The 12,903-nt window shown below is 67.1% G+C and carries 12 protein-coding genes; 8 read left to right on the top strand and 4 right to left on the bottom strand.

The features are described 5' to 3' along the window. Positions 1-12: 12 nt before the first annotated feature. The 5 genes from ASC78_RS01540 to ASC78_RS01520 are packed head-to-tail and all read left to right on the top strand — an operon-like array spanning position 13 to position 4,611. A complete protein-coding gene (locus ASC78_RS01540; RefSeq protein ID WP_082517369.1) occupies positions 13-1,191 on the top strand; it encodes an ABC transporter substrate-binding protein in 1,179 nt (392 codons plus the stop codon). 4 nt (positions 1,192-1,195) lie between these two features. Next, a complete protein-coding gene (locus tag ASC78_RS01535) occupies positions 1,196-2,113 on the top strand; it encodes a branched-chain amino acid ABC transporter permease (RefSeq protein WP_055795462.1) in 918 nt (305 codons plus the stop codon). Between the two features lie 4 nt (positions 2,114-2,117). Further along, the gene (locus ASC78_RS01530; RefSeq protein ID WP_055795460.1) at positions 2,118-3,143 is read left to right on the top strand and encodes a branched-chain amino acid ABC transporter permease; all 1,026 of its coding nucleotides are present in this window, start codon (positions 2,118-2,120) and stop codon (positions 3,141-3,143) included. Next, a complete protein-coding gene (locus tag ASC78_RS01525; RefSeq protein WP_055795457.1) occupies positions 3,143-3,901 on the top strand; it encodes an ABC transporter ATP-binding protein in 759 nt (252 codons plus the stop codon). The genes ASC78_RS01530 and ASC78_RS01525 overlap by 1 nt, the downstream gene beginning before the upstream one ends. Further along, positions 3,898-4,611, top strand: coding sequence for an ABC transporter ATP-binding protein (locus tag ASC78_RS01520; RefSeq protein ID WP_055795455.1), 714 nt, complete (start codon positions 3,898-3,900; stop codon positions 4,609-4,611). The genes ASC78_RS01525 and ASC78_RS01520 overlap by 4 nt, the downstream gene beginning before the upstream one ends. A gap of 57 nt (positions 4,612-4,668) precedes the next feature. Here the strand turns inward: ASC78_RS01520 and ASC78_RS01515 are convergent, their stop codons facing one another. Continuing rightward, the gene (locus ASC78_RS01515; protein WP_055795453.1) at positions 4,669-5,145 is read right to left on the bottom strand and encodes a MarR family winged helix-turn-helix transcriptional regulator; all 477 of its coding nucleotides are present in this window, start codon (positions 5,143-5,145) and stop codon (positions 4,669-4,671) included. A gap of 91 nt (positions 5,146-5,236) precedes the next feature. On the opposite strand from ASC78_RS01515, the gene ASC78_RS01510 reads away from it, so the two are divergent. Genes ASC78_RS01510 through ASC78_RS01500 form a run of 3 tightly spaced genes read left to right on the top strand, consistent with a single transcriptional unit; the run spans position 5,237 to position 8,892 of the window. Then, on the top strand, positions 5,237-6,949 hold the full coding sequence (locus ASC78_RS01510) for an FAD-dependent oxidoreductase (RefSeq protein ID WP_055795930.1): 1,713 nt from the start codon (positions 5,237-5,239) through the stop codon (positions 6,947-6,949). Next, on the top strand, positions 6,946-7,815 hold the full coding sequence (locus ASC78_RS01505; RefSeq protein WP_055795451.1) for an intradiol ring-cleavage dioxygenase: 870 nt from the start codon (positions 6,946-6,948) through the stop codon (positions 7,813-7,815). Before ASC78_RS01510 ends, ASC78_RS01505 begins: the two co-directional genes overlap by 4 nt. Before the next feature lie 3 nt (positions 7,816-7,818). Continuing rightward, entirely contained in the window at positions 7,819-8,892 is a 1,074-nt protein-coding gene (locus ASC78_RS01500) for a maleylacetate reductase (RefSeq protein WP_055795449.1), read from the top strand. A gap of 34 nt (positions 8,893-8,926) precedes the next feature. Here ASC78_RS01500 and ASC78_RS01495 read toward each other — a convergent pair whose 3' ends face one another. From ASC78_RS01495 to ASC78_RS01485, 3 genes are all read right to left on the bottom strand, one after another. Further along, entirely contained in the window at positions 8,927-10,804 is a 1,878-nt protein-coding gene (locus ASC78_RS01495) for an amidohydrolase (protein ID WP_055795447.1), read from the bottom strand. A gap of 62 nt (positions 10,805-10,866) precedes the next feature. Further along, complete coding sequence (locus tag ASC78_RS01490; protein ID WP_055795445.1) at positions 10,867-11,880, bottom strand: ABC transporter substrate-binding protein; 1,014 nt, start codon at positions 11,878-11,880, stop codon at positions 10,867-10,869. 65 nt (positions 11,881-11,945) lie between these two features. After that, a complete protein-coding gene (locus ASC78_RS01485; protein ID WP_055795928.1) occupies positions 11,946-12,902 on the bottom strand; it encodes a fumarylacetoacetate hydrolase family protein in 957 nt (318 codons plus the stop codon). Between the last annotated feature and the right edge of the window lies 1 nt (position 12,903).

Here is a 12,903-nt window from a genome sequence, read left to right as displayed (position 1 = left end):
TCGAGACAAGACATGACGACACGCACTCCTTCCCTTCGCCGCACCAGCCTGGTTCTGGCCGCCCTCGCCTGCGCGGGCGCCAGCCAGCTCGCCGCGGCAGCCACCATCGGCTTCATGGCGCCGCTGTCGGGGCCGATCGCGGTCGTCGGCCAGGACCAGGTCGACGGCTTCATGCTGGCGGTCGAGCAGCTCGGCGGCAAGCTGGGCGGGCAACCGGCCACGGTGCTCAAGGAAGACGACCAGCTCAAGCCGGAGATCGGTGGCCAGATCGTGCGCAAGTTCATCGACAAGGACAAGGTCGACGCCATCGTCGGACTGAGTTTTTCCAACGTGATGATGGCCAGCTTGCCGCGCATCGCGGAGTCCGGCGTCGTCGCCATTGCCACCAACTCGGGGCCGTCGCCCCTGGCCGGCGCCGGTTGCAAGCCCAATGTGTTCTCGACCGCCTGGCAGAACGACGGCGCAGCCGAAGCCATGGGCAAGTTCGCGCAGGACAAGGGCGTGAAAAAGGTCTACCTGATGGCCCCCAACTACCAGGCCGGCAAGGACATGCTGACCGGCTTCAAGCGCTACTTCAAGGGCCAGATCGTCGAAGAGGTCTACACCCAGGTCAACCAGCCCGACTATTCCGCCGAGCTCGCGCAGCTGCAGGCGGCCAAGCCCGATGCCGTGTTCGTGTTCTATCCCGGCGGCATGGGCGTGAACTTCATCAAGCAGATGGCCCAGGCCGGCCTGATGGGCAAGCTGCCGCTCTACTCGGTCTTCACCGTCGACGGCACCACCCTCCCCGCCTTGCGCGACGCGGCCGTCGGCAGCATCAGCGGCGCCATGTGGGATGCGGCGCTGGACACGCCCGAGAGCAAGAAGTTCGTGGCCGACTTCGAGGCCAAATACAAGCGCACGCCCAGCGAGTACGCCGCAACGGCCTACGACGCGGCCAACATCCTGAACATTGCGCTGGGCAAGGCCAAGGCCGGCGACAGCAAGGCGCTGGCCGCCGCCGTCAAGGCCGCGGGCAGCGAAGTCAAATCGGTGCGGGGGCCCTTCGCCTTCAACAACAACAACCTGCCGGTGCAGAACTACTACGCGTTCGAGACCGTGAAGAACGGCAGCAGCGTCACCGGCAAGCTGCTGGCCACGCCGCTGCCGAAGCAGGTCGACGCCTACCACGCGCAGTGCGCGCTGAAGTGATCCCATGAGCAGCACGGTTGTTCTTGCACAGCTGCTCAACGGGCTCCAGTACGGGGTCTTGTTGTTCCTGCTGGCGGCGGGCTTGACGCTGGTCTTCGGCATCATGAGCTTCGTGAATCTGGCGCACGGCTCGCTGTACATGATGGGGGCCTACTTCGCGGCGACGGCCTTCCAGTACACGGGGTCGTTCGGATGGGCCGTCGCGGCGGCCATGGGCGGCTCGCTGCTGCTGGGCCTGGCGCTGGAGTTCGTGGCGGTATCTCGGCTTTACAGGCGAGACCACCTCGATCACGTGCTGGCCACCTTCGGCCTCGTCCTGTTCTTCAACGAACTGGTGCGCATCATCTGGGGGTCGCAACCCGTCTTCCTGCAAGTGCCCGAGTTCCTGAGCGGCGCCATCGACATCGGCGGATTCAGCTACCCCTCGTATCGGATCGCGATCATCGCGGTCGGGCTGGCCGTCGCGGTCGGCTCCTGGCTGCTGATCAACAAGACCAAGGTCGGCATGCTGATCCGCGCCGGCGCCGTCAATCCCGCGATGGTGGCCGCGCTCGGCGTGAACATCCGCCTGCTGAACGCGATGCTCTTCGCCGTCGGCGCGATGCTGGCGGGGCTGGCCGGCGCGATGGCCGGGCCGATCCTGTCGGTGCAATCGGGCATGGGCGAGTCGGTCCTCATCACGACGCTGGTGGTCATCGTCATCGGCGGCATCGGCTCCGTGACCGGCGCCTTCTATGCCGCGCTGATCGTGGGCATCGTCGACACCATGGGCCGCGTGTTCCTGCCGTTCCTGCTGCGCCAGGTCACCGAGCGTTCCTTTGCCGATGCGGCCGGTCCCGCGCTGGCTTCGATGCTGGTTTACCTGCTCATGGCCGTGGTGCTCGCGTGGCGCCCCCAAGGTCTCTTCCCCGCCAACCGGTAGTCCCATGACCACACTTCTTTCCCGCCCGAGCACCTGGGTGCCGCTGCTGGTCCTGCTGCTGCTGGCAAGCGTGCCGTTCGTGGCCGAGGCCACCGGCCAGACCTTCTACATCGCCTTCTTCGCGCGCATCATCATCTATGCGATCGCCGCCTGCGCGCTCAACATCGCGCTGGGCTATGGCGGCCTGGTGAGTTTCGGCCATTCGCTGTTCCTCGGGCTCGGCGCCTATGCGGTCGGACTGGCCTCGTTCCACGGCGTCGGCAGCGGCTGGGTCCACCTGCTGCTTTGCCTGGGTGCCTGCGGCCTGGTCGCGCTGGTCACTGGCGCGATCAGCCTTCGCACCAGCGGCATCGCCTTCATCATGATCACGCTGGCCTTTGCGCAGATGGGCTACTTCCTGTTCGTGAGTCTGAAGAACTACGGCGGCGACGACGGCCTGTCGATTGCTCTGGGCAGCCGCTTCGGGCCCATCGACCTGTCGTCGGCGACCAGTGTCTATGTCGCGGCGTTCGTCGTGCTGGTGCTTTCGATCTGGTGGCTCGCGCGCCTGCGCGTCGCGCCGTTCGGCATGGTGATCCGCGGTGCCAGACAGAACGCGCGCCGGGTGAGTGCCGCCGGCATTCCGGTGGTTCGCTACCAGCTGCTGGCGTATGTGGTGTCGGGCATGCTGTGCGGCGTCGCGGGGCTGCTGCTGGCCAACCTCAACGCCTTTGCTTCACCCAGCACGCTCGCATGGTCCGTCTCGGGCGAGCTGATCGTCATCGTCGTAATCGGCGGCCTGGGAACGGTGTTCGGGCCTCTCATGGGTGCGTTGGTTTTTCTTGGCCTGGAAGAGGTCCTGAAAGGCTTCACCGAGCACTGGATGGTCATCTTCGGGCCACTGATCGTGATCGTTGCACTGCTGGGCAAGCGAGGCATCGTCGGCTTGCTGGAGCGCTTCGACGCAAGGCCAACGCCCAAGGCACCAACGCTTGTCGACGACTCGGCCACGGCACGCAATGCGATCTCCGCAGCGAAAGGATCCGCATGATGACCACCAGCGTCCTTCGCACCGACGGGCTGACCAAACGCTTTGGCGCACTGCTCGTCACCGACTCGGTGTCGCTCGACATCCATGAAGGCGAGCTTCACGCCATCATCGGCCCCAACGGGGCCGGCAAGACGACCCTCATCAACCAGCTGTCCGGCGAGCTCGAAGCGGACAGCGGCAGCGTGTGGTTCCGCGGCGCCGACGTGTCCGCGCTGCCCATCCACCAACGCGCGCAACGCGGCTTGCTGCGGTCCTACCAGATCACCTCGATCTTCGAGGATTTCAGCGTGATCGAGAACGCGACCTTCGCAGCGCTGGCCTCGCGCAAGCACGCCTTCCGGTTCTGGCAACCCATGGCGGCTGACCGCCAAGCGCGCCAGTCCGCCGAAGAGGCGCTTGCCGCCACGGGCCTTGCAAACCGCCTCCATGTGCCGGCCGGCGACCTCGGCTATGGCGAGCGCCGCCAGCTCGAGCTGGCCATGAGCCTGGCGGCCGGACCCAAGTTCCTGCTGCTCGACGAGCCCATGGCCGGCATGAGCGTGCAGGAATCCACCAGCGTCATCGCGCTGCTGCAGCAGCTGAAGCGCCAGTACACGATCCTGCTGGTCGAGCACGACATGGACGCGGTGTTTGCCTTGGCCGACCGCATCAGCGTGCTGGTCTACGGAAAGATTTTGTTCACCGGCACGCCGGAAGAGATCCGCAACCATCCCGAAGTGCGGGCCGTTTACCTAGGCGAAGAAGAGGCCGAAGCATGAGCGAATTCCTATCGGTCCAAGGCGTGCAGGCCTCCTACGGCCATGCGCAGGCGCTGTTCGACATCTCCTTCTCGGTCGGCACAGGCGAGGTCGTCACCCTGCTCGGCCGCAACGGCATGGGCCGCTCGACCACCGTCAAGTGCCTGTTCGGCATGCTGCCCGTTTCGGCCGGCAGCATCTCCGTGGGCGGCACCCGCGTGGACAGCCTGCCCTCGCACCGCATCGCGCGCCACGGCCTTGCGCTGGTGCCCGAGGGCCGCCAGGTCTTTCCCAATCTCACGGTGGAAGAGAACCTGGTCGCCACCGCGCGCGACAACAAGAAGGGCATTGGCGAGCGTTGGAGTTTGCACCGCGTGTATGAGTTCTTTCCTCGCCTCAAGGAGCGGCGCGGCAACCTCGGCTCGCAGCTCTCCGGCGGCGAGCAGCAGATGCTGGCCATCGGCCGCGCGCTGATGACCAATCCGCGCCTGCTGGTGCTCGACGAGGCCACCGAAGGCCTCGCGCCACTGATCCGCAACGAGATCTGGCGCTCGCTCGCCGATCTCAAGCGCGACGGGCTGTCGCAGATCGTCATCGACAAGAACGTCAAGTCCTTGTTGAACCTGGCGGACCGGCACTTCGTGATCGAAAAAGGGCGCGTGGTCTGGCAAGGCAGCTCCACCGAACTGCGCGCGCAGCCGCAGATCGTTCATCAGTATCTGGGCGTGTAGCAAGCCGTTGAATTTCCCCGCCGAGCCCGCGGGGATCGCGGGGATCGCGGGGCGCCCTCAGGGCTCCCCGCCCGTGCCCGCGTAGCTTGCCAGCGCGGCCAGCACCACGGCCAACTGGTCCTCACCCACCTCCTTCGACATCTCGCGCTGCGCCTGCGCCACGGCGCGGCCGAAATCCTTCAGCCAGCTTTCACCGACCGGCGTGAACCGGACGATGCGCACGCGCTTGTCCGCGGGATCGGCCATCCGCTCGACGAGCCCGATCGATTCGCATTGGTCGATCAGCTCCGTCATCGCCGCGTTCGTCATTGCGGCGCGCCGGGCGAGTTCGGTGATGCGCGTACCTCCGATGTCGAGGTGGCGCGTGAGATTGACATGCGAGCGGCGCGTCTGCGCATGGCCGCGCTCGACCATCAGCGACATGACGCGCTCCTCGAAGCGGCGAAGCGCGCTGCTGAGCAGTCGTCCGACGTTGTCGGTGCGCCAGCCCTCGTCGACGCGCGCTCCCTTTCCGGGCGTAGGGGAATTCCTCAAAGTCTTGCAATCCTGAAGTATTTAGGTAACCTAAGCATCTATGCGGAGCCATCGCTTCGCCGGCGATGCCGAGCCCATACGGCCCATGTCCATGACCTATTCCACCAATACTACTGCCACCGTGCAGCCACGCACGCTGGAGACAGAAATCCTGATCGCGGGCGGCGGCCCGTGCGGCCTCATGCTCGCCAACGAACTCGGCCGACGGGGCATCCGCTGCCTGCTGGTCGATGCGAAGCCGGGAACCGCCTTCAACCCGCAGGCCAACGCCACCCAGGCGCGCACGATGGAGCACTTCCGCCGGCTGGGCTTCGCGCACGAGATCCGGCGCCTGGGCCTGCCGGCCGACCATCCGACCGACATCGCCTACTTCACGCGCTACACGGGCCATGAACTGGCACGCATTCACTTGCCAACGGCGGCGGAGGCCACCGAGAAGATCAGGTCGATGACCGGTTCGTGGAGCGCGGCCGAGTTGCCGCACCGCGTTTCGCAGAAGTTCGTGGAGGCGGCGCTGCGCAGCCATGCCGAGGCGTGGCCCACGGCCGACGTGCGCTACGGCTGGCGGCTGGAACGCTTCGCCGACGCCGGCGACGGCATCGATGCGTGCATCCGGCCCACGGAAGGCGGTGACCCGGTCGAGGTGAAGGCCAGGTTCCTGGTCGGGGCCGACGGCCCGCGCAGCATCGTGCGTACCGAGCTCGGCGTCGAATGGGGCGGCGTCACCGGCATCCAGCGCGACTTCATGGGCGGCAAGATGTTCGCCATCTACCTAAGGTCTCCGCAATTCATCTCGGCGCTGACGCATCCCAAGGCCTGGATGTACGTCGCGGTCAATCATGAGCGGCGTGCCTTCATGGCGTCCGTGGACGGCGTCGCCGAGTACGCTTTTCATGCGGCGGTGCATCCGCACGAGAACCCGGAGACCTGGACCGAAGCCGATGCGCGGCGCATCTTCGCGCAGACGGTCGGCGTGGACGTGCCGATCGACATCTTGTCGATGGGCGTCTGGCAGGCCGGCCACGCCCTCGTCGCCAAACAGTTCCAGCGCGGCCGCGTGTTCATCGCGGGCGATGCGGCCCATCTGTTCACGCCCACCGGCGGCCTGGGCTACAACACCGCGGTCGAAGACGCGGTGAACCTGGGTTGGAAGCTGGCCGCAGTACTGCGCGGGCTGGCGCCCGCGGCGCTGCTGGAAAGCTACGAGGCGGAGCGCCGTCCGCTGGCCGAGCGCAACACCGGCTACGCGAGACGATTCGCCGATTCGGTCGGCCTGTTCGCTGCGAGCCCCGAACTCGAAGAAGATTCGCCCCGTGGCGATGCCGAGCGCCGCGCCGCCGCCGAGCATCTGGACGCGCACGCACGGCTGGAGTTCAACATTCCCGGTGTCACTTTCGGCGGGCGCTACGACGGCTCGCCGGTGATCGTGGCCGATGGCACGGCGGCGCCGCCCGATGAGCCCAATCGCTACGTCCCCACCGCCTGCCCCGGCGGCCGGCCGCCGCACGCCTGGCTGGACGATGGCCGTTCGCTGTTCGATCTTTTCGGGCGCGACTGGACGGTGCTCGCGCTGGGCTTGGAGCCGCCCGACACGGCGCCGTTCGAAGCGATGGCGCACGCGCGCGGCCTGGACCTGCGGATCGTGCGGCTTGCAGAGCCCATGCTGCGCGACCTGTACGAGGCACCGCTCGTGTTGATCCGTCCCGACCAGATCGTCGCCTGGCGCGGCAGCTCCGCCGACGAGGCGCAGGCCGTGTTCGACCAGGCCACGGGCCACCATTCCCTTCAGGAGAACCACCCATGAAACCGCTCGACTCATTCACCATCACCGAGGCCGTGCTCGAGTCGATGGATCGATGCCCCGATGCCCGGCTGCGCAGCGTAATGGCCAGCCTGGTGCGTCATCTGCACGACTTCGCCCGCGAGGTGAAACTCACCGAGGACGAGTGGTGGCGCGGCATCCGGTTTCTCACCGACGCGGGACACATCACCGACGACAAGCGGCAGGAGTTCATCCTGCTGTCGGACGTGCTCGGACTGTCCACGCTGGTCATGGCTCAGAACAACAGCAAGCCGGCGGGCTGCACCGAGGCCACGGTCTTCGGGCCCTTCTTCGTCGAGGGCGCGCCGATGATCGAGCATGGCGCCGACATCGCCAACGGCGCCAAAGGTGCGCCCTGCTTCGTGCAGGGCCGGGTCACCGGGGCAGACGGCGAACCGGTTGCTCACGCGCTGGTCGATGTCTGGCAGGCCGACGAAGAAGGTTTTTACGACGTGCAGAAACCTGACCCGTCGCTGTCCGAGCATCGGGCCCGCGCCCAATTGCGCACCGATGCAGATGGCCGCTGCCACTTCCGCTCCATCGTCGCGCATGAGTACCCGATTCCGCACGACGGCCCGGTGGGCGCCATGCTTGATTCCCTCGGCCGCCACCCCTGGCGCCCGGCGCACCTGCATTTCATGATCCAGGCGGAAGGCTATGAACGCTTGATCACTCACGTGTTCCGGCGTGGCGGGCCCTACCTGGAATCCGATGCAGTCTTCGGCGTCCGCCCGAGTCTCATCGCCGATTGGGAGCGCCACGAAAGCGACGACCCGGCCAAGCCTCCGGTCTACTACACGCTGGACTACGACTTCGTGTTGAACCGCAGCACACCGTCGGCGGACTGAACGATGGAGCACCTGGCCTTCACCTACCAATGCGCGCCGGCCCGCGTGCTGTTCGGACGCGGCAGCCTGAGCCGCCTCGAAGAGGAACTGCTTGCCTTGAACGTGCGGCGTGCGCTGGTGCTGTGCACGCCCGAGCAGCGCGAAACCGCGGAGTCGGTCGCGGCGCGACTGGGCGCGCGTGCCGCCGGCGTCTTCGATCGTGCCGCCATGCATGTACCCATCGAGACCGCGCGCGAAGCCGTGGCCCACGCCCGGTCGGTGGGCGCCGATGGCATGGTCGCCGTCGGCGGCGGTTCGACCATCGGCCTGGGCAAAGCCATCGCGCTGGAGCATGCGCTTCCCATCGTGGCCATTCCCACCACCTACGCCGGCAGCGAGATGACGTCCATCTACGGCATCACCGAGGATGGCATCAAGAAGACCGGCCGCGATGCACGGGTGTTGCCGCGCACCGTGTTGTACGACCCGGACCTGATTCGCACGCTGCCGCTCAGGGTGTGCGTGACCAGCGGCTTCAATGCCATGGCACACGCCGCGGAGGCGCTCTATGCGCACGATCGAAACCCGGTGGTGTCGCTCATGGCGGAGGAAGGCCTGCGCGCCATGGCCGCTGCGCTCCAGGGTTTGCAGGAAGCGCCGCAATCCGACGCGGCACGCGAACAGGGGCTCTACGGCGCCTGGCTGTGCGGCACGGTGCTGGGCGCCGTGTCCATGGGCCTGCATCACAAGCTGTGCCACACGCTGGGCGGCAGCTACAACCTGCCGCACGCCGAGACCCACACGGTGATGCTGCCGCATACGCTGGCCTACAACGCCGCCAGCGCACCGGAGGCCATGTCGCGTGCGGCGCGCGCGCTCGGCGCTGCGGAGAACCGCGTGCCGCAGGCGATTCACGAACTCATGCGGGCGACAGGCGCACCGCTGGCGCTGAAGGAACTCGGCCTGCCGGCGGCGTCGCTCGACCGCGTGGCCGATCTCGCCGTGCAGAACCCGTACCCCAACCCGAGGCCGCTAGCCCGTGCCGCATTGCGCGCGATGCTGCAGCGCGCCTACGAGGGCGCGCCGCCCTTGCCTTGAGCGACGCGGCGCCTACCATGGCGCCGCGCTTTTCTCATGCGACCATGCAATTGCAGCTGAGCGACCACATGCCGCCTTCGCCGCTGGCGATCCAGCTGTGCGCATGGATGTGGCCGGCGCAGCTGTCTCCATCGGCGTGCGTGTGGCCGCAGGCGTGCGACCCGCGCATTGCCTTGGCAAGGTAGCGGCCCTCCTCCTCGGCCGCGCGGGCCGAGGCGACCGGTGACCAGTCCGGATTCACCGGCAGTGGTGCCGGCGCCATCGAACGGTAAGGCCCCTTGGCATGCACGACCTGCCCGTCCATCACCGTCAGCACCGATTCGATCTTGCGGATCTGGTCCTCGGGCACGGCGAAATAGTCGGCCGACAGCACGGCCAGGTCTGCCAGCTTGCCCGGCTCGAGCGAACCCTTGGCCGCCTCGTCGCCGGAGAACCAGGCGCTGCCCTGGGTGTACAGCCGCAGCGCCTGCTGCCGGTCGAGCCGGTTCGCGGCGCCCACCATCTGCAGGCCACCGGCGGTGCGCCCGGTCACGAACCACTGCAGCGAGATCCACGGGTTGTAGCTCGCGATGCGGGTTGCATCGGTGCCCAGGCCGACTGGCACGCCGGCACGCAGCATCTCGCCCACGGGCGGCGCGCGATCGGCCACGCCGGCCCCGTAGCGGCGCAAGAAGCTCTCGCCCTGGAAGGTCATGCGGTTCTGCACGGCGATGCCGCCGCCCAGCGCCTTCACGCGGTCGATGTTGCGCGGCGAGATCGTCTCGGCATGATCGAGGAACCAGCGCACGCGGTCGAGCGGGGCATCGCGCTGCACGCGCTCCAGCACACCCAGCAGTGGCGTGATGGACTCGTCGTAGGACGCATGGAACTGGAACGGCCAGCCGTGCTCGACGAACAGACGGATGACCTTCTCGAACTCCGCTTCGCCTGTCGGCTGCAGGTTCGGCCGCGGCAGCAGGAAGTTGGCCGAATCGAAGGCCGAGAAAGTGAGGATCTCGCCCGCGCCGCGGATCTTGTAGATCGGGTCGTCGGTCAGTTTCACCTGGCGGATCCAGGACGCGAAATCTTCATACTCCTTGCCCGGCGAGAAGCTGAACATGCTGCAGGCCACGCGCACCGTGAGGTGCCGACCGCCGGCCAGCTCGCTCATCAATGCGTAGTCGGCCAGGTTGTTGTCGGCGCCGCCGTCGCTCACGCTCGTGATGCCCACGCGGTTGAGTTCGCCCATGAACTGGCGCATCGAGTTCAGCCGCGCCGCATGGTCGAGTTGCGGTGCGCGGCGCATCGCCGAATACACCGAGAACATGCTGGGCTTGGCCAGGATCACGCCTGTGGGATGGCCGAGCGCGTCGCGCACGATCTCGCCGCCGGCGGGCTGCGGCGTGTCCTTCGTGTAGCCCAGCGCCCGCAGCGCCGCCTTGTTCAGCAGCGCGGTGTCGTAGAAGTGCAGCAGCATCACCGGCACATCGTTCGAGACGGCGTTGATCTCCTCGATGGTGGGCATGCGCTTTTCGGCGAACTGGAACTCCGACCAGCCGCCCAGCACGCGCACCCATTGGCCGGGCGGCGTGCGCTGCACCTGCTCCCGCAAGAGGCGCAGCGCATCGGCCAGCGACTCGACTTCGTCCCAGCGCACCTCCAGGTTGTATTGGAGTCCCCCGTTGATCAGGTGGATGTGCGAGTCGTTGAGCCCCGGGATCACCACGCGGCCGGCCAGTTCGACCAGCTTCGTGCCGGGCCCCTGGAATGCCGCGGTTTCCGCATCGGAACCGACCGCCAGGATCTTGCCGTCACGCACGGCGGCGGACGACACCACGCGGTTGCGTGCATCGAGCGTGTGGATCCTTCCGCCCCGAAGGATCAGGTCGGCCTGCGTCGTGCCTGGCGTGGTGACGCAACCAGGCAAGCCCATGACGGCGGCCGCACCGGCGGCTCCCTGGAGAAGGGTTCTGCGGTACATGTCGGGCTCCCGGTTCAGTGGTTGTGAAAAGCGGCTTCGTGGAAGCTCGGGTCGTAGTAGGTCGCGGCATCGTGCAGCTTGGCGCCGGGCCTGCCGAACTTGGCGCGCAGCTTCACGACGGTCTCGACGCCTGCAAGGTCGATCCGTGCCCCGCGCTGGAAGCTTTCGGGGCCGGACAGCAGCGCGCGGTAGGCGCTGTCCGCTGCCTGCGGCGGTGTGTTCGGCGGCATGTGGGCCAGGAAGACCCTGAGCGCCTCGTCCTTGTTGCGGGGCTCGCGCAGCCAGTCGACGGCGCGCGCATGGGCGCGGATGTAGCCCCGCACGCGCTCCGGATGGGCACGCGCCCAGCCCTGGCGCACCGCGGCCACGACGCCCTGGTAGTGGCCAAGCTCGTCCGTCGCATTGGCCAAGCGGTTGAAGCCCTGCGCTTCGGCCATCGCGTCGAACGGCGCCACCAGGATGGTCGCCGCGTGCTTGCGCTCCAGCAGCGACTGGTAGCGCTGCAACACGCCGCCCGCCCGCTCGGTCTTGTAGTCGCGGTCCAGCACCAGGCCGTGGCGCTCCAGCAGTTCAAGCAGCACGAAAGCGTAGCCGGTGGTCAGGGCGTCCACCGACAGTGTCTTGCCCCGCAGATCGGCATAGCCGCGGCTCTCCGGCGAGGCGACCAGCCGCAGGAAGCCCGCATCCGAACCCATGACCGCCACCAGATCGGGTCCGTCCACGCCCGCCTCGCCCTGCCCTTCCCGGTAGGCGATGACGTTGTCCATGGCCGTCATGGCGATGTCGAACTCGCCCTGGATCAGGCCCTTCATCTGGAACGTGGAGTTCGGTGTCGGCGTGATCGCAACGGCCAGCCGCTCGCTGGCGAAGAACCCCTTGTCCTCGGCCACCCACAGCGGCCAGTTGAATGCGCCGGGAAACACGATGACGCGCAACGGCGGCTCAGCTTCCGCCACCACACGGGTGCCGCCTGCGCATCCCGCGACCAGCGCGGCCAGCAACGGAACAATGAAAAACCGGATGAACATGGACGCCTGTTTCAAGACCTGCTTCACTGACACCTCCTCCGTCTGGTTGTGCGATGCAGCCGCGGCTACACGATGCGGGTTTCGAGCTCTCCGAGCGCCTCGATCCATACCCTCGTCACGTCGCCGCGCTTGAGGAAGGTGCCGGTCTCCATGCCGACACCTGCCGGCGTACCGGTCAGGATCACGTCGCCGGGAAGCAGGTCCACGCGCTCGCTCAGGTAGGCGATCTGTTCGGCAACGCCATAGAGATGATTGCTGGTGTTCGAGTCCTGCCGCAGCTCGCCATTGACCCAGAGCTTGATGGCCAGGTTCTCCGGCGAGCGGACGAACTGTGCCGGCGTGAATACCGGCCCCAATGGGCACGAGCCGTTGAAGCACTTGTGCCCGATCCAGTCGAAGCGAAAGGGAGACGAAGGATCCACGCCGTCCCGCACCAGGTGGTCGCGTGCCGACAGGTCGTTGGCGCACATGTAGCCCGCCACGTAATCCAGTGCGCTGCTCACGCTGACTTTTGCGGCACGCCTGCCGATCACGACAGCGAGTTCGGCCTCCCAGTCCAGGCGCTCTGTGCGCGCCGGATACGCAACTTCGCCGCGGTGGCCGGAGAGGGTTGCGGCCCCTGCCTTCAGGAAGTGCCAGGGCGGCACGCCCTCCTTCTTCGGATCGAGCACCAGCTTCTGGTTGAAGGCGCGGCCCATGGCTTCCACGTGATCGCGGTAATTGGCGCCCGCCGCATAGATGGCACCGGGCCGGCCGAACGGGGAACGCAGAACGAGGCTGGCCGGATCGAGCGCAGCGGACGAAAACCGATCCGGCTTGGTGGCAAGGTCGGCGGCCAGCGTGTCGAGTTCAGGCATGCACGATGCCCAGCGAGCGACGAGATCATCGAGGCTCGCCGCTGCCAGGCTCGTGCAACCAGCCGTGCTTGCCACATGGCCCAAGTCGAACCAGTCCGTGCCGATCGAAATGCCGGACCGCGCCATGCGTTCCGTTTTTTCATAAGTGAACAGTTGATACTTCATG

Origin of the sequence: Variovorax sp. Root318D1 (assembly GCF_001424835.1) — a bacterium.
In the GTDB taxonomy this organism is placed as follows: domain Bacteria; phylum Pseudomonadota; class Gammaproteobacteria; order Burkholderiales; family Burkholderiaceae_C; genus Variovorax.
This window is presented reverse-complemented; position numbering and strand designations above follow the sequence as displayed.

Excerpts from the sequence above, each read along its gene's own strand:
- ASC78_RS01500 (WP_055795449.1), top strand. The coding sequence starts at position 7,819 with ATGGAGCACCTGGCCTTCACCTACCAATGCGCGCCGGCCCGCGTGCTG.
- ASC78_RS01505 (WP_055795451.1), top strand. The coding sequence starts at position 6,946 with ATGAAACCGCTCGACTCATTCACCATCACCGAGGCCGTGCTCGAGTCG.
- ASC78_RS01490 (WP_055795445.1), bottom strand. The coding sequence starts at position 11,880 with ATGTTCATCCGGTTTTTCATTGTTCCGTTGCTGGCCGCGCTGGTCGCG.
- ASC78_RS01520 (WP_055795455.1), top strand. The coding sequence starts at position 3,898 with ATGAGCGAATTCCTATCGGTCCAAGGCGTGCAGGCCTCCTACGGCCAT.
- ASC78_RS01485 (WP_055795928.1), bottom strand. The coding sequence starts at position 12,902 with ATGAAGTATCAACTGTTCACTTATGAAAAAACGGAACGCATGGCGCGG.
- ASC78_RS01530 (WP_055795460.1), top strand. The coding sequence starts at position 2,118 with ATGACCACACTTCTTTCCCGCCCGAGCACCTGGGTGCCGCTGCTGGTC.
- ASC78_RS01535 (WP_055795462.1), top strand. The coding sequence starts at position 1,196 with ATGAGCAGCACGGTTGTTCTTGCACAGCTGCTCAACGGGCTCCAGTAC.
- ASC78_RS01510 (WP_055795930.1), top strand. The coding sequence starts at position 5,237 with ATGACCTATTCCACCAATACTACTGCCACCGTGCAGCCACGCACGCTG.
- ASC78_RS01495 (WP_055795447.1), bottom strand. The coding sequence starts at position 10,804 with ATGGGCTTGCCTGGTTGCGTCACCACGCCAGGCACGACGCAGGCCGAC.
- ASC78_RS01540 (WP_082517369.1), top strand. The coding sequence starts at position 13 with ATGACGACACGCACTCCTTCCCTTCGCCGCACCAGCCTGGTTCTGGCC.
- ASC78_RS01525 (WP_055795457.1), top strand. The coding sequence starts at position 3,143 with ATGACCACCAGCGTCCTTCGCACCGACGGGCTGACCAAACGCTTTGGC.